This window comes from Bartonella sp. TT119HLJHH, assembly GCF_042193385.1.
GTDB lineage: Bacteria > Pseudomonadota > Alphaproteobacteria > Rhizobiales > Rhizobiaceae > Bartonella.
This window is the reverse complement of record NZ_JBHILS010000003.1, coordinates 161,793-181,079: the sequence shown is the minus strand read 5'-3', so window position 1 is coordinate 181,079 and position 19,287 is coordinate 161,793. Positions and strand designations below refer to the sequence as shown.

The window sequence follows — 19,287 nt, the reverse complement described above, 5'->3', positions numbered from 1 at the left end:
ATAGCAATGACATGTTGACCAGTAAGGTTTTCATCATTGGCCCAAGGGCGGAAATTGTTGATGATCGTTTTTTCCAATGCTGCACGGGTGCGCACCACATTGACAAAGCGCCAGAGTGGATCACTGGAGGTGGTATGATTTCCCCATAAAATGCGTCCATTGGAAGCTACTTCTCCCACAGAATTACCTAAATGCGCATTTTGGCTAAGCCGTGCTGGAATAAAGGTCGCAATATCGGCTTGGTTAAGGCGATTTGCCTCATGATCAATTTCGCCATCAAAATAGCTAATGGGGCGTGCTGTCCCTAAAATGCCATGCACATCTTGGTTGGAAGGAGACCAAAAAACACCGCCCCTTTGCTTATCACGTTTGATAAACATGGCTGCTGCAAAAGGACTTGCGGGTTTAACACTAACACCCCCCTCACGATTTGCCACCCGTACAAAGGGATCAATCAAATAACAAAAGCGTGAGGAAAAATCTGCGCGATAGGCAAGGCTTTCTTCCGTATTTTTACCACCCGTATTAAACTCTTCTAAAGCTTTAATGCGATAAAGAGTGTGATTATAAAATACATGTGTTTCATTTTTAAAAGAAAATCCTTTTCTTTTAAAAGCTTATAGCCTTCTATCTAATAGCGCTTTTTGCTGTAAAATTTAAATTATCTATCTGCTCAACTAAAGAACTTTTATTGTTTAGCTTTTGTGCTTTTTTCAAAGAGATGTGGGCTTTCAAGAATAAGCTTTTCTCGTGCTTTTTGTAATTGTTTAATGACTTCATCAATCTTTGATGGAGAGCAAAAAGATTCTTGGCTATTCAACAAATGCAGCCTCTCCTTTCCCTCATATAAACATTGCATCTGAGATTGAAGCATTCTAACTTCTTGAAAAAAAAGACGTCCTGTTTCTTTAAAACCATTATTAAGTGCAAAAAGCTGATCGGAAATGGATAACAGAATTTGTTTAAAAAAACGCTCATTTTCTTGGCGTTTACGATATTCTAAAATAAGAGCATGGCTTATCTCATCTAACTGTTTTTTTGTAGAATCAATTTGACGCAATAAATTTGGTTTTTCCCCCATATCACCTTTTCTCACCTTCACAAGCATAGCATGAATGTCTAACAACTTAATTGCGGAATGAGATAAATAATCAACAACTGTAGGCGTATTAATATAGCGTTTCCGTGCAATCATCACAAACTCACCTAATGACTGTTTTTTACATTCATCCCGCTATTTATTTTTCATTTTACAAAACCATTCTAAAGAAAGTGCTAAAAAATATTACCTCCAATGCATTATTCGATAGAGCCCCTTCTCTCTTTTCACCTATCAACGTGGAATCCGTGGAGAGAGAAAACGTACAGGTGTATAAAGGATAAGATGTGTTGTTTTCTCCAACACACTACTACCATCAGCAAGAAGAGCTTGACTAGGTGACAATTCTGTACCTTGCATAATTGTGGAAGCCAAAGAACCTTCTCGAGAAAGAGCCATCAACGTTGGCGAAGATGCAAAGACATTGTGCGCTCCCCCATCCACATGAGAGAAATCAAGAACAGCTATTCCATTTTTACGCAACATTTCAATATCTGAGCCATCGCCCACACGATGATGTCCACCCGTAAGACGTCCTGAAACCGCGAGAGCTTTATCCGCTCTGGATACTAAAATAGCTGTTGGCTGCGGAAGTTTTTTTATATCATTAAGTTGGCGCTCAAATACATCAACATCAATATCTGGTGCAGCCATTAATAAACTTGTAATACGACGAATAGGCTTATATTTTTTCTGTAAGGCTAAAGTTCTAAATGCTTCCATTATAACAAAATTGCCCATAGAATGTGCAATAACCGAAATCTGATCAGCATTGGTTTCACTAATAAGTGTTAAAAGCTCTATCAATCCGTCACGGGCAAAATTAGCACTGTCACGATCATAAATATAAAGAGGAACAGATCCAGCGGAAGGCCAAGAATAATGCACAGCAACAACATTTAAAGAATAATCGTGTGTAAACTGTGCTGTACGAAATGTACCATCTGCAAAATTATTATTATATCCATGGATAAAAAGAAAAATTTCTCTTTTTCCTTTTGGCTTTTTTGCTAAAGCAGCATTTAACTGCTGTTTAAACTGTTCTTTATTATCGTATTTTTGCAACGCTACTGCTGCAAAATACTTATCATGTGTAGGTTTATACGCATTTATTTCAACAACACCCTTTACATGTTGCTGAGGAATTCCTACGTCAACGCGATTATAATGTACTTTATTTGATCGCTCTGCACCATAAGGTTGAGCGTAATTATTTTGCATCATACGACTTGTTGCAACATACACTGGAATGATGGCTTTTGGAGAAACTGGTTTTCCTTCAACTTCCCTTTCTACTGCAGTCATAGAAGGAGTTGCATGCACTCCATGCCAAAGTACAGCACGTGAATTACTACATGCTGACAATAAAGAAATACAAATAAGAAGTGTTAAATATCTCAGAACCATTATACTTCTCACTGCAAATTCACCCCACCCTATAAAAATATAACATTTCAAATGCACAGATAAAGTAATAAAAAACGAAACATTATTGGCAACACACCAACAAATAACATACAAAAAAGATTTTTCTATAATGCATATAAATCCCCTCTCTCTACATAATTTCATCTCATTACAGAGAGACTCACTACTAACTGGTGCGGTCGAGAAGACTCGAACTTCCACGGGTTGCCCCACAGCGACCTCAACGCTGCGCGTCTACCAATTCCGCCACGACCGCACGTGTAAAGAAAAAAACTTGGTTTTAAGCCTTTAACAAATCATCAAGAAAGGTACAAGCCAATTTTCTTTTTCTCATAATTTATTTTATTCAGACGACTTATAACTTAATAGAGATTACGAGAAATATGGGCTCTACTATGACCTTTGAACCATCATCATAAAATGTGCTTGTGCCGCTTGATCTTTTTCATAATAACCATGAAAGTTTTTTGTAATTGTTGTAGAGCCTTGTTTTTGGATTCCTCTCATAGCCATACACATGTGCTCAGCCTCAATCAATACTGCGACACCATGAGGCTTCAGATACGTTTTTAACGCGTGAGCCACTTGCGCTGTCATAGCTTCTTGAGTTTGTAAACGACGAGAAAAAATATCTACAACACGTACAATTTTTGAAAGACCAACAATTTTTGCATTAGGAAGATATGCTATATGTGCTTTCCCAATAATTGGGATCATATGATGCTCACAATGTGAATAAAAAGGTATATTCTTTACGATTACGGCTTCATTGTATCCCGAAACCTCTTCAAAAACTGTACCTAAGGTTTCTTTAACCGATTGACTATAACCATTGAAAAGCTCGCGATATGCCTTGGCTATACGTTTTGGAGTATCTAAAAGCCCTTCTCTATTTGGATTTTCCCCTATCCATAAGAGTAATGTACGAATCGCTTCTTCCACCTCTTCAATACTCGGACGCTTTTCTTCAGATAAATTTGCGTCTTCTTTAACAACATTACGCATTCAAAAACTCCAAGTTTACTCTATACAAAGCATTTGCTCCATACCTATCTCATTTTGTATAATCTCTATATAAGCGAATTAAAAGTTTAAACAATCACGACTCTCAAAATTTCAGGCAATAGCGCATGATTGATAATATCTATAATGATAAAATACTTAAATATGCTGCACATATAAGCAAAATTGGGCGTCTTAATAATCCTGATGCAACATCAAGAAAACATGCACAGCTTTGTGGTTCGACAATCACTGTAGATTTAAAAGTGGAAAATGGTATTATCACGGATTTTGCCCACGAAATACATGCATGTGTGCTAGGGCAAGCTTCGGCTTCACTTTTAGCATCTCATATCATCGGACAAACAACACAAGATCTTAAAATATTGCGTGAAGTTATCTACCAAATGCTAACGCAAAATGGTCCTTCTCCTCAAGCTCCATTTGAGGATTTTTCTTGCTTACAGCCCATTAAAGACTATAAAGTGCGCCATGCAGCAACACTACTACCCTTTGATGCAACGATAGACTGCATTCAAAAAATTGAAGAAAAATAAATGTTCAAATCACAATCTAAACAAAAAAAATTGACTCGAAATTACACAGGCACTTGGCAAAAAACACCCGGACGATTATTGGGTATTTTCTTAATACGTTTCTATCAAATAACACTTTCGAGTCTTATAGGCAATCAATGTCGCCACGCCCCGACTTGTTCAGAATATACATATGAAGCGATTGCACGCCATGGGCTTTGGGCTGGTGCATGGATGGGACTCTTTCGTATCATGCGTTGTGGGCCCTTTGGAACAGATGGCTTTGATCCAGTCCCTCCATCGCTTGGAAATTCTTGCTGTTTTTATAAACCTTGGCGTTATTGGAAAATTTCTGACAAACACAACAAATAATCCTTTCCTTTTTTCATATGTATTGATAAAAAAATCAGTCTATAAGCTTTTTACTCAATTTTCACAAAACCATCCGCAATCGTTAGCGGAATTGGATTAAAAGGGTGTTTTTATGTCTTGCTCTATTTCTCTTTTTTTTCCCAATGGTTCAAAACGTAATTACCCCGCTGAAATGACAGGCTTGGAATTGGCAGAATCCATTTCTAAATCACTTGCAAAAAAAGCAGTCGCCTATAGTCTTGATGGTATCATGCGGGACTTATCGGATCCATTGGGACAATCTGGTCAAGTAGAGATTATTACCCGAGAAGATTCACGCGCTCTTGAGCTCATAAGGCATGATTGCGCTCATGTCCTTGCTGAAGCAGTGCAAGAGCTCTTTCCTGAAACGCAAGTAACAATAGGTCCTGTTATTGAGAATGGATTCTATTATGATTTTGCTCGCCAACAACCTTTTACATTAGATGATCTCACCGTCATTGAAAAGAAAATGCGTGAAATTATCCAACGCAATAAACCTTTTAGAAAAGAAATTTGGTCTCGTGAAAAAGCGAGAAGAGTTTTTTCTGAGAAAAAGGAATTTTATAAAGTTGAACTTATTGATAGCATTCCTGAAAATCAAGATTTAAAAGTTTATTATCAAGGGGAATGGTTTGATCTTTGCCGCGGACCACATATGCAATCTACAGGGCAAATTGGGAATGCTTTCAAATTAATGAAAGTTGCAGGAGCTTATTGGCGTGGCGATGCCAATAATCCAATGCTCACAAGAATTTATGGAACAGCATTTGCAAATGAAAATGACTTAAAAGCCTATCTCCATATGCTAGAAGAAGCTGAAAAACGTGATCATCGCCGCTTGGGACGTGAAATGGACTTATTTCATTTTCAAGAAGAAGGGCCAGGAATGATTTTTTGGCACAAAAAAGGTTGGAAAATGTTCCAAAATTTGATCAGCTATATGCGTAGACGCCTTGATGATCATCAATATGCTGAAGTTAATGCTCCACAAGTTCTCGATAGATCACTCTGGGAAATATCTGGCCATTGGGGTTGGTATAAGGAGAATATGTTCAAAGTAATTTCAGCAGCAGAAGATTCAGATCATGGGAATGTTTATGCCCTTAAACCAATGAATTGCCCTGGTCATGTGCAAATTTTTAAACATGGTTTAAAATCTTATCGTGATTTGCCTATTAGACTTGCTGAATTTGGACTTGTTCATCGTTATGAGCCTTCAGGCTCTTTACATGGTCTTATGCGTGTGCGTGGTTTTACACAAGATGATGCACATATTTTTTGTACTGATGAACAATTAGCCGATGAATGTCTCAGTATTAATGATCTTATTTTATCAACTTATGCTGATTTTGGTTTTAAAGAAATTAGTCTTAAGCTTTCAACACGTCCAGAAAAACGAGTTGGATCTGATGCATTATGGGATCATGCAGAAAGTATCATGGAATCTGTCCTTAAAACGATTGAAACAAAATTTGCAGGACAAATCAAAACAAGCATCCTTCCAGGTGAAGGAGCATTTTATGGTCCAAAATTTGAATATACATTAAAGGATGCTATCGGTCGTGAATGGCAATGTGGAACAACACAAATAGACTTTAATCTCCCTGAACGTTTTGGTGCATTCTATATTGATAAAGATTCAGAAAAACGTCAACCTGTTATGATCCACCGTGCTATTTTGGGATCTATGGAGCGTTTTCTTGGTATATTAATCGAAAATTTTGCTGGACATATGCCACTTTGGCTTGCTCCTGAACAAATTGTTGTTGCAACAATTACATCCGAAGCAAATGAATATGCCCAAAAAATAACAGCAAAACTTAAAGCTGTTGGGCTTTCTGCAACAACAGATCTCCGCAATGAAAAAATTAACTATAAAATACGAGAACATTCTTTACAAAAAGTCCCCGTAATTTTGGTATGCGGCAAACGTGAAGCTGAAACAAACAGCGTAAATATGCGCCGCTTAGGAAGTACGAATCAAACCTCTTTATCTGTAGAAGATGTGATTAAGCAACTCTCAAATGAGGCAACACCTCCAGATTTACAGCGTATAATAAATGCATAACATCACAGAAAATGGTAAAATATTAATTTTTCACTATAAATCATCAATTTTTATATAAGATCAAACGATTTGATACTGTAGTATTTAGGGGGACATACATGATTAGCTATCACCAGAAAGAATAACGTGCTCTCTCTACAAGGTGGATTGGTAAAAAAGTTGAATGTAAGCTATGAGCTGTTTAAATGCAAAAATTATAGACAATTGAATATTAATAATAACATTAATCTTTTACCTTTATAATGAAAAGATACTGCTATTATCACGGATAGATCATTACGATAATTATAGTAACATCAAGCAAGAAGGCTGAAAACAAGATTATATTTATTAATAAAAAATATGTAAAGTTACCTGAACAATGATGTGTCTTATTCGTAAGATAAGCCCTTATAAAAAAGATAAGATATTGATTTATAATAATATATCATTGTTCATCTTAAATAAGGTTTCGAATATCATAGGCTTCTATCATTTTAAATATATTTATGTTGAATCGATCAAAATCATTTGCTTGCACGAAACAAGCGGAATGAATCTGTGGATAAAATAATTGAGAAAAGATTTTTAAAGTGCCCACAATGAACCGCCTAAAAAAATGCTAAGGATTGTTGCAGTCATTGAGAACAGGCTATAACTATAATGATGATGCCGACTTGCTCCTTCATAAGTATAAAAATAGCGGGTACTCAACGAGTTTACCATTAATCATTCACGAGGCATTATGGTAAAATAAGCTTAAGAAGCCTTAAGAAACATCTCTTTAAAACAAGCACATGAATTAGTAAGCTAATGGCATTCTACATCCCACAATCTACACTGATGAGATATTGCCTTAATTTTTATAAAGCCAAATCAAAAAAAATGGCAAAACTCAGCGTTTATTCTTTCTCTTCTTCATGTTTTACCAAATGAAAAACTCTTATAAAAAACTCGTTAAACATACCATACGATACATTACTACTCGTTGAACGTATAAAACTCTGAGCACCCCTATAAAACGTCTAAATATCTACGAAATACATTGCCACGCTAGACGTTAAATATTGATTTGTAAAACAATTTTAAAACACATGTTTTGCTAAAAAAGAAACACATATAAAATAAAAAATATTATTATCGTGCTCTATCAAGAACACGCTTACATTCAATGAGCTCAAACAGGATTTCTTGTAACAATGCTTTATCAGTTTTATCTTTGTAAAGATTCACAGAACCGACAGATGTTTCCCCTTCATTCCTCATGAAACTCAAAAGCCCAAAAGAAGATTTCTTAGGCTTATTATTAGCATTTTCAGAAGTTTGTCCTGCATGTTTCTTTTCTATGACCACATTCATAGCATCCAGATCACCATTACCCAATGCCGTCACAAAAGCAACACCATTTTCTTTCAAAAGGCGTTGCACACCTTTTATCGTATAACCCTGATCATACAGTAACTGCTTAATACCATTGAGCAAATCCACATCGACTGGGCGATAATAGCGCCTTCCTCCCCCACGTTTCATTGGTTTAATCTGCCTAAAACGTGTTTCCCAGAATCTTAAGACATGCTGCGGAAGCTCCAACAACTCCGCTACTTCGCTAATTGTGCGAAAAGCATCAGAGCTTTTATCCATTTTGCAACACCTTATTTAAAACAAAATAAAATACTTTACAATGACTCATTCTGTCTCAATTTCTCAACAAGATTAGTCAAAAATAAGACCATCATTGACGACTTACTGAACAGTCTTTTTCTAAAAAACAAAGACCTTTATTTTATACATTTTTTTAACAAATACCAAACATACCATGGCATTTATTTATGAGATATCATTTTTTCTGTCTTGCACGATGCGAATCTAAAATTCTCTGTTTAAGGACATTGGCAGCCTTAAACGTCACAACACGTCGCGGCGGGATAGGTGCTTCAACACCTGTTTTTGGATTTCGTCCAACACGTTCATTTTTACTGCGAACCTGAAAAGTTGCAAAAGAAGATAATTTAACCGCTTCACCTCTTACAAGTGAGTTGCAAATCTCATCCAAAACCAATTCGACTAAAGCTGCTGATTCAGTATGTGACAAGCCCACTCTTTTACAAACTACGCTCGCTAAATCTGCACGCGTTACTGTCTTACTTGTCATTATAACCACCTATTAAAATATTAAAAATTACAAAATGACTTATACGTTTTCTTGAAATATGGTCAAGTAGCCATAATTCACCAACGAATAAGAATTGCTCCCCATGTAAATCCACCTCCCATGGCTTCTAACATGATAAGATCTCCTTCTTTTATTTTCCCATCGCAAACCGCTGTTGTTAAAGCCAACGGAACTGATGCGGCAGACGTATTACCATGTTGATCAACGGTAATCACAACTTTATCTAGTGAAATTCCCAACTTTTTAGCAGATGCTTCAATAATGCGCTTATTAGCCTGATGAGGTACAAACCAATCTAGTTGTGAAGAATCCATACCTGCAGCTGCAAAACAATCATCAACCACATCCGTTATCATACCAACAGCATATTTAAAAACTTCTCGTCCTTCCATACGCAAATAGCCTGTCGTTTGTGTTGTTGAAGGTCCACCATCAACATATAGCTTATTTATATAAGCACCATTAGAGCGCAGTTTCGCAGACAATATACCACGCTCAAAAGCAATCTCCCCTTCAATTTCTTGAGCTTCTAAAATAACGGCACCCGCACCATCACCAAATAAAACACATGTCGTACGATCTTCCCAATCTAAAATTCGAGAAAATGTATCGGACCCAATAACTAAAATTCTTTTAGCCCCTCCACACCGTAAATAAGAATCTCCTGTTGTTAAAGCAAAAATAAAACCAGAGCAAACAGCTTGAATATCAAAAGCAAATCCATGGCTCATTCCCAAAGCGCTTTGAATTTCAACAGCAGAAGCAGGAAAAGTACGATTCGGAGTAGACGTTGCTAAAATAATACAATCGATGTCTTTTATTGTTAAACCAGCATTTATAAGGGCGGCTTGCGCAGCCTCAACTCCTAAAGAAACAGTTGTTTCATTTTCACTGGCAATATAACGTTGGCGTATTCCTGTACGCTGAACAATCCATGAATCTGACGTTTCAACAAACTTTGCAATCTCATCATTTGATAAACTTTTTTTCGGCAAAGCACTTCCTACACCACGTATAATTGACCGAATCATTCAGCTCTTACCTTTTCTTCAAATTTTTCATTTCTATTATAAGAGCTTATCATAAGGACTCTCCATTCATCACCGCTTCATCCTCTTGATCAAAAAGTGTTTCTTTATTCTCATGAAACCGCCGTAAATCAGCCGTTATTTTTTGTAAAAGTCCATTACTAACCATTTCATAACCAACGCGGATAGCAGAAGCAAAACCATTAGCATTAGCACTGCCATGGCTTTTTATAACAACACCATTCAAACCTAAAAGCACTCCTCCATTCACCCTATCGGGATCCATTTTATGTTTTAGTGTACGAAAAGCACTCCGCGACAAAAAATAACCAAGAGATGTTAAAAAAGAACTGCGCAGTGCAGAGTTTAAAATCTCTCCTATCTGTCGCGCGGTTCCTTCTGCGGTTTTTAAAGCAATATTACCAGAAAACCCCTCTGTCACAACAACATCGACTGTTCCTTTTCCAATGTCATTGCCCTCAACAAATCCTTTATATTCCAATCCTTCTAATTGCACTTCACGCAATATCATTCCTGCTTTTTTTATTTCATAAAGTCCTTTGACCTCTTCCACCCCCACATTTAAAAGCCCAACACTTGGCCTTTCAGTGTGATATAAAGCGCGAAACATACCCGCTCCCATAACCGCCAAATCAACCAACTGACTAGCCGAAGCACCTATTGTTGCTCCAATATCTAAAACGATACTCTCACTACGCAGTGTTGGCCAGATACCCGCAATACCAGGACGTTCAGCCTCTGCAAGCATTTTCAAACAAAAATAAGACATGGCCATGAGCGCACCCGTATTCCCAGCAGAAATGCAAGCATCAGCTTCACCATTTTTTACCGCTTCAATGGCGTACCACATTGATGATTTACCACGCCCATTACGAAGTGCTTGGCTTGGCTTTTCATCCATGCGTGTATAACTTTCTGTAGGGAAAAAGCGCGATACAGAATCCAAACTGGGATATTTTTTTAAAACCGGACGAACGGCCTCCTCTACTCCATAAAACAGAAAATAAATATTTGATAAATATTTTTGTACAATTGCTGCTCCTGCAATAGCTGCTTCTGGACCGTAATCACCGCCCATGACATCCACAGAAATTCTAATCACGCTTGCATATCCCACATCTTTTCATTTACATCAAATACATATTATGATTTTTGGCTCCTGAACACTCACACAGCACATCTTGCAAAAATCGCTCCGCAGAAAATACCGTTTAGCATACAATAGATATTTTTTGTATGTTTTTACAATCACTTCCAATTTTTCAAAACAGAAAATGGCGAAAATTTTTGCTCTGCTTCTTCTAAATTTTCAACCATATTCATCTTTATCCCTTCTTTACGTGGATAATGATTAATAGACAACTCAAAAAACTCTTCCATGATTGCACCAATATCAATTTTATCATCATAAAATACTTCAGGAGTATCAAGCCCCTCCACATCTAAAAACAATTCTCCTGTATCCTCTGATATTTTGGGCTTCATCAAATTTGAATCTTCAGGAACAAAAACAACCTCAATATTTTCACAAAGGATATTTTCTAATGGTTCTAATGTAACAACACATAACTGTAGTATACGCGCTTGCAACAGACCTTTTATACGCACTCCGCGTTTTTTCCACGGGAAAATATGGAATTTTCCCTCACAAGATTTTACTTCAATTAAATTATGGTTCTGGGCTAAATGTGTACATTCTTTTTTATTTGCACAAAGATGAACCCTTATACCTTTAGCAGGTAGAGAACGTACGGATATTGGATAAGCCAAAGCAAATGTCATTTGAGGAACATTTTGAACATTCATTGACAACTCCCAAACATAAAAACGCATAAAGCACTGTGTTTTTATTTATCTCAAGTATTTATGCATTTTTTTCTTTTCTAAAGAAATTCTATATGGCATAATTTGCTTTATAACAGGGAAACTCAGTGTAAGCTACGGTAGATTAAGTTAAAATTAGAAAAAACTTGAGGTTGCCTTCTTGTCCTACATCTCAGTATAAAAAGGAGATATCATTGTTTCAAATGCCTCACATAATAACCTTAATCAAACGTAAATTATTAATTGGTCTATCAATAGCAAGCATAGGAATGCTTGCGGGATGTAGTCTTCTTGATTCTTCAGGTTCGAGCCAAATTTATAGAGAGGGCTATGTTCTTGATAAAAATGCTTTAAGCTCTATTTCTATTGGCTCCAGTCAAGAGCAGGTTCTTTTAACTTTAGGGACCCCTTCATTAAAAACAAAATATGACAATGAAGTTTTTTATTACATCTCACAGACACGCTATCGTGGGATGCAGTTTATGAAAACAAAGATTATTGATCGCAAAGTTTTAGCCATTTACTTCAATAAAAATAATCAGGTTGCAAAAGTTGCAAATTACGGATTACAAGACGGTCAAGTGTTTGATTTTATTACACAAACAACACCAACTGTAACAAAAGAGCATCCTTTCTTAATTCAAATTATAAAAGGCCCTGCAAATTTGCCATCCCATAACTAAATCATATAGTCTACACACCATTTCAATATTATAGGTCTGATAATATCAGACCTATAATAAGGGGATTTGTCGCTCTTAGAGGCGGACTTTTTTTGCCATACTGTCGAGAACTGCATTAACAAGTTTTGGCTCATCACCTTCAAAAAACGCCTTTGCTATGTCAACATATTCATTCATGACAACCGCAACGGGAACATCTTTACGGTTGATCAACTCCCATAAACCTGCTCGTAAAATTGCTCGCAATATAGAATCAAGACGTGAAAGAGACCACTCTGCTGAAAGCTGTTGATGAAGCAGAGGATCAAGCTGCTTTTGATCTTTTACAACACCCGTTATAATCGCCAAAAACCATTGAAAATCAGCGTCAAGATACTGCTCTCCATCAATATCTTTTCCCAAACGATAAGCCTCATACTCAGCTGCCGTTTCCATCACCCCCGAACCCACGATATCCATTTGATAGAGTGCTTGAACTGCAGCGAGTCTTGCTGCTCCACGTTTATTGGCTGAACGCGGAAAATGTCTGCTTTTTATATCAGCCATATTTAACGATTATCTCCAAATCTCTTTTTTAGAGCGATCATACATAAAGCAGCTTCAGCCGCAAAACCACCTTTATTTTTATCATCTAGTTTTGCACGCACCCATGCTTGTTCTTCGTTTTCAACAGTCAAAATACCATTTCCAATAGCCAAATGCTGATGAACAGTTAAATCCATCAATGCACGACAAGAATCATTAGCAACAATTTCAAAGTGATATGTTTCACCCCGAATAACACAACCAAGAGCAACATAACCATCATACGATGTCTTGTTTTGTTCAGCAAAAGCTATTGCACTTGGTATTTCTAATGCTCCAGGAACCGTTACAACATCATAACTTGCTTCAGATTTTTGCAAAGTATTCACTGCACCTCTCAAAAGCGCATCAGAAATCCCCTCATAAAAACGTGCTTCAACAATCAATACGTGAGGATTTTTACGTATCTCTTTCATCATAATGGAATTCCATAAAAAACGAATCAAAAAAATTAAGGTTATAAAGCATAAAATTCTGAAAACGATCAATAGAGTGTTGGTTTATTCATCTTCTCTTTTTAAAGCAAAAAATTTTGCAGCATAACGAGCAAGTTGATCAATTTCCAAATTGACCCGATCTCCAATTTTAGCTTGTCCCCACGTTGTCATTTCGAGTGTATGGCGAATAATAAGAACATCAAAAACGCAATCCTCAACACCATTAACAGTTAAAGATGTCCCATTAAGTGCAATAGATCCCTTATTAACAATGAAAGGCATAAATTGTCTTGAAACTTTTAAATAAAAACGAATTGCATCCCCTTCATTTTTTTGATCAATGATTTCAGCCAAACCATCAATATGACCAGAAACCAAATGTCCTCCCATTTCATCACCCAATCGAAGCGAACGTTCCAAATTAACAAAAGTTCCTTTTATCCATTGTGCAAGATTCGTTAAACGTAATGTTTCTTCCCACGCTTCGACAACAAACCAATTAGAATCTTCTTGTTTTAATCCTCGTTCTACAATTGTCAGACAAATTCCTGAACAAGCAATTGATGCGCCAATTGCTAAGCTTTCTATAGCATAGCGGGTAGAAATCTTTAAACGCATCCCCTGCTTTAAAGGTTGAACATCTTCAACACAACCAATATCCGTTATAATTCCTGTGAACATAATGTCTTACGTCTCCACTTATAAAAACGGTCATTTCCAAACATTCTTGTCTCAATCTCATGAAACTGCGAGAGATAATTTCCAAAATGAGGGGCTTCAATACGATTTTTGCCTAAAACAATGGGAGTATGAAAACATATCAAATGATCAACACAACCAGCATTCAAAAATTTTTCCCCTGTCTTGACACCCCCTTCCAATAAAACACTATTAATCCCATGTTTATAAAGCATCTGTAAAAGAGCAAAGGGTTCTACACAACCATTGTTCATCTCGACCGAATAAACAGACACACCATATTGCTCCAATGCATTTTTTTTGCTTTTCTTTGAAAGATCCACATCACAAATAACCCATGTAGGAATTTTTATGGCTGTTTGGACAACTTTTGCATCAAGGGGGATAGATAAATCTGCATCCAAAATAATACGAATTGGTGAACGCATCTCCATCCCTGGCAAACGGCAATTGAGTTGTGGATCATCTGCTAATATAGTACCAATACCAACAAGGATAGCATTATTTTGAGCACGTAGAATATGCGTATGGGCATGAGAAAGTGTTCCACTAATTTTTACGCTGCCCTTCTCTCTTTTTCCAACACCATTATCGGCAGAAATTGCCATTTTAAAAGTGACCGCACAGCGTTGTATCTTCCTTATGCACCAATGCGTCCATAAGGATTCAAAAGCCTCTTCAGCTAAAATGCCTTCAACCACTTCAATACCCGCCGCTCGCAAAAGAGCAATACCATGACCATCAACACGCTTGTCACAATCAGTCAGCGCAACAACAACTCGAGAAACACCTGAATCAATAAGTGCATTCACACACGGCGAAGTTTTTCCATAATGCGCACAAGGTTCTAAAGTAACATAAGCAGTCGCTCCTTGAGCCAGAGAACCTGCCATGTGTAAAGCTTGCACTTCTGCATGAGGACTCCCATGAATAGCTGTTACGCCATAGCCAACAATAAAAGCCCCCGCACCATTATCGTTTTGCACAATTAACGTACCAACAGAAGGATTCCCACCTGTAAGACCGACATGACGTTCTGCTAAACGAATAGCTGCAGCCATAAACCGTTCATCTTGCACTTTTTTATTCATCAAAACGAGATTCTGTATCCGCGATACCCTTTGACAATTCATCTATAACATCGTGAAAATCGCTTGCATTACGAAAATCTCGATACACAGAAGCAAAACGAATATAAGCAATATCATCAATTCTTTTCAATGCTTCCATCACAAGATGCCCAATTTTTTCTGAAGAAATCTCTGGTTCTCCCAAACTTTCAAGCTGGCGTACAATGCCAGAAATTGCTCGTTCAATATGATCAGGATCAATATTGCGCTTACGTACAGCCACATCAACTGATCGCATTAACTTATCACGATCGAAGGGTTCACATCGTCCACTTTTTTTAGCAACCAAGAGCTCACGCAACTGAACACGTTCAAAAGTTGTAAAGCGACCACCACAAACGGAACACACACGGCGGCGGCGAATCACTGCCCCCTCTTCTGCTGGACGCGAGTCTTTAACCTGTGTATCCTCATATTGGCAGTAAGGACAGCGCATCTCTTTTGCATCCTTAACAAGTGCTAAGATAAGAGTAAAGAGGAAATTGATTCGTTATATCTTCCACCTTTTTCTTAACAGCTATTTCAACAGCATGATTATCTTCATCACTTTTTGCATCCCGAAGACCATCAAGAACTTCTGAAATCAAATGACCAACTTGAATAAATTCTTTTTCTGAAAAACCACGCGTTGTGGCAGCAGGTGACCCCAAACGAATTCCCGATGTTATAGATGGTGTTTCAGGATCAAAAGGGATAGCATTTTTATTGCAGGTAATATGAGCGCGTCCTAAAGCCAATTCGGCGCGATTTCCTGTTAAATTTTTGGAACGTAAATCAATCAACAATAAATGATTATCTGTACCGCCAGAAACAATATCAAAACCATTACTCTGTAATGTTTTCGCTAAAGTTTTCGCATTAGCAACAACATTCGCACTGTAACTCTTGAAAGAGGGACGCAAAGCCTCCTCAAATGCAACAGCCTTTGCGGCAATCACATGCATTAAAGGCCCCCCTTGAAGACCAGGAAAAATAGCAGAATTAATTTTTTTGGATAAAGCCTCATCATTTGTCAATATCAAACCACCCCGAGGACCTCGAAGCGATTTATGTGTTGTTGTCGTTACAATATGCGCATGTGGAACAGGTGAAGGATGCACGCCGCCAGCAACAAGACCAGCAATATGAGACATATCAACGAGTAGATGAGCACCGATTTCATCTGCAATTTCACGGAATCTTTCCCAATCCCATAGCCGTGGATAAGATGATCCCCCTGCTATAATAAGTTTTGGCTTACGTTCTTTTGCAAGCTGCTCAACTTCATCCATATCAATAATCTGATCTTCTTTACGGACACCATAGGAAACAACATTAAACCATTTTCCTGACATATTAACAGATGAACCATGCGTAAGGTGACCACCAGCATTTAAATCTAATCCCATAAATATATCACCAGGCTGAAGTAAAGCTAAAAAGACAGCTTGATTCATTTGGCTACCAGAATTAGGCTGTACATTCGCAAACGCAGCACCGAAAAGCTGTTTTGCCCTTTCAATAGCTAAATCTTCAACGACATCAACAAATTGACACCCACCATAGTAGCGCTTTCTTGGATAACCTTCTGCATATTTATTGGTTAACACAGACCCCTGCGCTTCAAGAACCGCTCTTGAAACAATATTCTCTGAAGCAATCAGCTCAATTTCACGTTGTTGACGCTCAAACTCCCCTCTAATTGCGTCAAAAATTGCACCATCAACAGTTTGTAAATTATCATTAAAAAAGCGCTTTTGTGCGTCATTTTCTTGCTGAGTCATAAAACACATTCCTAACATAAAAAAATAAAGTCACTGAACGATAACACAGCAAACCATGCAAACCAAACATTTTAAACTACTTCCACTCAAAAATAATGAGGAAAATATTTATCTTATTCTTTGTTATAAAAACAGCGAAAAACTTTCCTCTCAAGAATGGTAAAAAATAAGATTACATTTCTTCTTTTACACTCTTAATTTATTTACACCTTTTTCAAAAAAAATCTATAATCTAAAGAAATTCAATAATTTAATGATTAAAAATAATTTATATTTTGAAAAGCTGAATATAGTAGGAAAAGTTAATACGAAGGCAAATAAGAATGCTAACCAAAGTTTTTATTGATGGTGAACACGGCACAACCGGACTACAAATACAAAAACGCTTAGAAAGGCGTACAGATTTAAAACTACTCTCTCTTTCTCATAAAGATCGCCATAATGTTCATCTGCGACAAGACTATCTTAATCAAGCTGATATTGCTATTTTGTGTCTTCCAGATGATGCTGCTCGCGAAACAGTTCATTGGCTTAAAAAAAATAAAAACATTAGGATTATTGATAGCTCGACAGCCCACCGTGTTGCACCAGACTGGGTTTACGGATTTCCTGAAATGACAGCAGGACAAAGAAAGCGCATCCAAACAGCACATTATGTAACCAATCCCGGATGCTATCCTACCGGTGCCATTAGTTTGATTCGCCCACTCCGTGAAGCAGGACTGCTAGACGCCTATTATCCCATCTCGATTAATGCAATCTCCGGCTATACCGGAGGTGGAAAACAGTTGATTTTACAAATGGAAAATCAATCTCAAAAAAATATTCAGGAAAATTATTTTATCTATGGTCTTAATCTTGAACACAAACATGTGCCAGAAATCAAGATCTATGGACAAATCAATCAAACCCCAGTTTTTATACCAAGTGTGGGTCGTTTCCCTCAGGGAATGATTGTGAATCTTCCTCTGCATCGCCATTTATTCACAAAATCAGCAAACTGTTCTGATTTGCGCGAAATTCTCGCAAACCATTACGATGGACAAAATACCATTTTAGTTGCATCACAAGAAGAAACTGCTTCACTTCAAAGACTTAATCCAGAATGTTTAGCCAATAAAGATGGTATGAAACTGTTCGTATTTGGAAATGATCGTGAAGGCATTTTTAATCTCAGCGCCATATTCGATAATTTAGGAAAAGGCGCATCAGCTGCTGCTGTCCAAAACCTTGATTTAATGCTTTCAAGCAACTAAACTCCACCTAGATACAAGCTTTTATTCAACAGCACAATATGCCCCTTTTGTTGCTCGCCAATGCGCAACAACAAAACACAACACAACTAATGCCATACTTTGATGAATGAGCCCCAAACTTATCGGAACCTCATGTAATAGTGTCAAAATACCTAAAAGTGCTTGGATAATAATCATAACACAGATAAGAAATGCACGACGAGAGTGGGTTGAACGGGGAACATTTTTTTGTACATAGAAAGCATGAATAGCCGAGGCAAACAATAAAAAATAAGCAAAAAATCTATGAATAAACTGAACCGTTAAGGGATTTTCGAATAAATTGAGCCAAACAGGACGATGCTGTAACAATCCATCAGGAATAATCTGACCATCCATAAGGGGCCATGTATTATAGACTTTTCCAGCATGAAGCCCTGCAACCAAAGCACCCCAATAAATCTCTATCAAGACGAGAATAACGAGCCATGCCGCAAAATATTGCACCTTTTTATTTGCTGGTTTTTCTGAATATTCTGCAAGCCCTCGAGATAAATAAGTAACAAAAATAATCACAAAACATGCCGTTATAAGATGAAATGCCAAACGATATTGGCTCACACTTGTTAAATTACTTTGTCCAATCCCTGAAGCAACCATCCACCAACCAATAAAGCCTTGAAAGGCGATAAGAATAGGCACAACAATAATCGGGAGTAAGATATTTTTTTCAACACGTTTAGTTGCCCAAAACCAAATGAGCCCCAATAAAGCGACAAGACCAACAAGACGCCCAAGAACACGATGCGCCCACTCCCACCAAAAAATGACCTTAAAAGCACTTAAAGTCATATCAGGATTAAGCAGCTTATACTGTGCTATCTGTTGATATTTTAAAAATTCCTCTTGCCATTGATCCACACCAATCGGTGGAATAACGCCATGTATTGGCTTCCATTCCGTTATCGATAATCCTGATCCCGTCAAACGAGTAGCGCCCCCCACTAAGACAATTGCTAAACAAAGCAATAAAATAGAGTAAAGCCACACCTGTATTTGTTTTCTATTTTTCTTTTGCACGGGCGTTAAAATGCTATTGTTTAATTCCTTTACTGCCATCTCTGATTGCCCCACGCTTCTCTCCAACTAAAATGCATTTTAAAATTTAAACATTAACTCTGTTATCTATTTTAGTATGTACTAC

The 19,287-nt window shown here is 37.3% G+C and carries 20 protein-coding genes, 1 tRNA gene and 1 pseudogene; 5 read left to right on the top strand and 17 right to left on the bottom strand.

Annotated features, from left to right (window positions below; all coding sequences use genetic code 11):
* The 5 genes and pseudogenes from ACFIJL_RS03170 to folE all read right to left on the bottom strand — a co-directional run.
* Positions 1-533, bottom strand: a pseudogene (locus tag ACFIJL_RS03170) (phage tail protein); the annotation flags it as partial.
* Between the two features lie 155 nt (positions 534-688).
* Positions 689-1,195, bottom strand: a complete 507-nt coding sequence (locus ACFIJL_RS03165; protein ID WP_375622467.1) for a hypothetical protein — start codon at positions 1,193-1,195, stop codon at positions 689-691.
* 138 nt (positions 1,196-1,333) lie between these two features.
* Entirely contained in the window at positions 1,334-2,506 is a 1,173-nt protein-coding gene (locus ACFIJL_RS03160) for an alpha/beta hydrolase (RefSeq protein WP_375622465.1), read from the bottom strand.
* Between the two features lie 192 nt (positions 2,507-2,698).
* Positions 2,699-2,783, bottom strand: a tRNA-Leu gene (locus tag ACFIJL_RS03155).
* A 137-nt stretch (positions 2,784-2,920) separates the two neighbouring features.
* Positions 2,921-3,532: a GTP cyclohydrolase I FolE gene (gene folE, locus ACFIJL_RS03150; protein WP_375622463.1), complete on the bottom strand. Its 612-nt coding sequence runs from the start codon at positions 3,530-3,532 to the stop codon at positions 2,921-2,923.
* A gap of 125 nt (positions 3,533-3,657) precedes the next feature.
* On the opposite strand from folE, the gene ACFIJL_RS03145 reads away from it, so the two are divergent.
* From ACFIJL_RS03145 to thrS, 3 genes are all read left to right on the top strand, one after another.
* Complete coding sequence (locus tag ACFIJL_RS03145) at positions 3,658-4,086, top strand: iron-sulfur cluster assembly scaffold protein (RefSeq protein ID WP_375622461.1); 429 nt, start codon at positions 3,658-3,660, stop codon at positions 4,084-4,086.
* On the top strand, positions 4,087-4,437 hold the full coding sequence (gene yidD, locus ACFIJL_RS03140; RefSeq protein ID WP_375622459.1) for a membrane protein insertion efficiency factor YidD: 351 nt from the start codon (positions 4,087-4,089) through the stop codon (positions 4,435-4,437).
* Between the two features lie 112 nt (positions 4,438-4,549).
* Positions 4,550-6,526, top strand: a complete 1,977-nt coding sequence (gene thrS / locus ACFIJL_RS03135) for a threonine--tRNA ligase (RefSeq protein ID WP_375622457.1) — start codon at positions 4,550-4,552, stop codon at positions 6,524-6,526.
* 1,116 nt (positions 6,527-7,642) lie between these two features.
* On the opposite strand, the gene ACFIJL_RS03130 is transcribed toward thrS, so the two are convergent.
* The 5 genes from ACFIJL_RS03130 to ACFIJL_RS03110 all read right to left on the bottom strand — a co-directional run bounded on the left by ACFIJL_RS03130 (position 7,643) and on the right by ACFIJL_RS03110 (position 11,533).
* A complete protein-coding gene (locus ACFIJL_RS03130) occupies positions 7,643-8,146 on the bottom strand; it encodes a MerR family transcriptional regulator (protein WP_375622455.1) in 504 nt (167 codons plus the stop codon).
* Between the two features lie 196 nt (positions 8,147-8,342).
* Positions 8,343-8,657, bottom strand: a complete 315-nt coding sequence (locus ACFIJL_RS03125; RefSeq protein WP_015856447.1) for an integration host factor subunit alpha — start codon at positions 8,655-8,657, stop codon at positions 8,343-8,345.
* Between the two features lie 77 nt (positions 8,658-8,734).
* Complete coding sequence (locus ACFIJL_RS03120) at positions 8,735-9,709, bottom strand: beta-ketoacyl-ACP synthase III (RefSeq protein WP_375622452.1); 975 nt, start codon at positions 9,707-9,709, stop codon at positions 8,735-8,737.
* 49 nt (positions 9,710-9,758) lie between these two features.
* A complete protein-coding gene (gene plsX / locus ACFIJL_RS03115) occupies positions 9,759-10,829 on the bottom strand; it encodes a phosphate acyltransferase PlsX (protein ID WP_375622450.1) in 1,071 nt (356 codons plus the stop codon).
* A gap of 146 nt (positions 10,830-10,975) precedes the next feature.
* The gene (locus ACFIJL_RS03110; RefSeq protein WP_375622448.1) at positions 10,976-11,533 is read right to left on the bottom strand and encodes a DUF177 domain-containing protein; all 558 of its coding nucleotides are present in this window, start codon (positions 11,531-11,533) and stop codon (positions 10,976-10,978) included.
* 221 nt (positions 11,534-11,754) lie between these two features.
* Between ACFIJL_RS03110 and ACFIJL_RS03105 the strand changes: the two genes are divergently transcribed.
* The gene (locus ACFIJL_RS03105; protein ID WP_375622476.1) at positions 11,755-12,234 is read left to right on the top strand and encodes an outer membrane protein assembly factor BamE; all 480 of its coding nucleotides are present in this window, start codon (positions 11,755-11,757) and stop codon (positions 12,232-12,234) included.
* A 75-nt stretch (positions 12,235-12,309) separates the two neighbouring features.
* Here the strand turns inward: ACFIJL_RS03105 and nusB are convergent, their stop codons facing one another.
* From nusB to glyA, 6 genes are all read right to left on the bottom strand, one after another.
* Complete coding sequence (gene nusB, locus ACFIJL_RS03100) at positions 12,310-12,780, bottom strand: transcription antitermination factor NusB (RefSeq protein WP_375622446.1); 471 nt, start codon at positions 12,778-12,780, stop codon at positions 12,310-12,312.
* A 2-nt stretch (positions 12,781-12,782) separates the two neighbouring features.
* Positions 12,783-13,238, bottom strand: a complete 456-nt coding sequence (locus ACFIJL_RS03095; RefSeq protein WP_375622444.1) for a 6,7-dimethyl-8-ribityllumazine synthase — start codon at positions 13,236-13,238, stop codon at positions 12,783-12,785.
* 81 nt (positions 13,239-13,319) lie between these two features.
* Positions 13,320-13,937, bottom strand: a complete 618-nt coding sequence (locus ACFIJL_RS03090) for a riboflavin synthase (protein ID WP_375622442.1) — start codon at positions 13,935-13,937, stop codon at positions 13,320-13,322.
* The gene (gene ribD / locus ACFIJL_RS03085) at positions 13,919-15,046 is read right to left on the bottom strand and encodes a bifunctional diaminohydroxyphosphoribosylaminopyrimidine deaminase/5-amino-6-(5-phosphoribosylamino)uracil reductase RibD (RefSeq protein WP_273791384.1); all 1,128 of its coding nucleotides are present in this window, start codon (positions 15,044-15,046) and stop codon (positions 13,919-13,921) included. Before ribD ends, ACFIJL_RS03090 begins: the two co-directional genes overlap by 19 nt.
* Entirely contained in the window at positions 15,039-15,521 is a 483-nt protein-coding gene (nrdR, locus tag ACFIJL_RS03080) for a transcriptional regulator NrdR (RefSeq protein WP_375611570.1), read from the bottom strand. The genes ribD and nrdR overlap by 8 nt, the downstream gene beginning before the upstream one ends.
* A gap of 13 nt (positions 15,522-15,534) precedes the next feature.
* Positions 15,535-16,848: a serine hydroxymethyltransferase gene (gene glyA, locus ACFIJL_RS03075; protein WP_375622439.1), complete on the bottom strand. Its 1,314-nt coding sequence runs from the start codon at positions 16,846-16,848 to the stop codon at positions 15,535-15,537.
* A gap of 323 nt (positions 16,849-17,171) precedes the next feature.
* Here glyA and argC point away from each other — a divergent pair, with 323 nt between their 5' ends.
* A complete protein-coding gene (gene argC, locus ACFIJL_RS03070) occupies positions 17,172-18,104 on the top strand; it encodes an N-acetyl-gamma-glutamyl-phosphate reductase (RefSeq protein ID WP_375622437.1) in 933 nt (310 codons plus the stop codon).
* Positions 18,105-18,125: 21 nt separating this feature from the next.
* Here the strand turns inward: argC and ACFIJL_RS03065 are convergent, their stop codons facing one another.
* Positions 18,126-19,202, bottom strand: coding sequence for a COX15/CtaA family protein (locus ACFIJL_RS03065; RefSeq protein WP_375622435.1), 1,077 nt, complete (start codon positions 19,200-19,202; stop codon positions 18,126-18,128).
* Between the last annotated feature and the right edge of the window lie 85 nt (positions 19,203-19,287).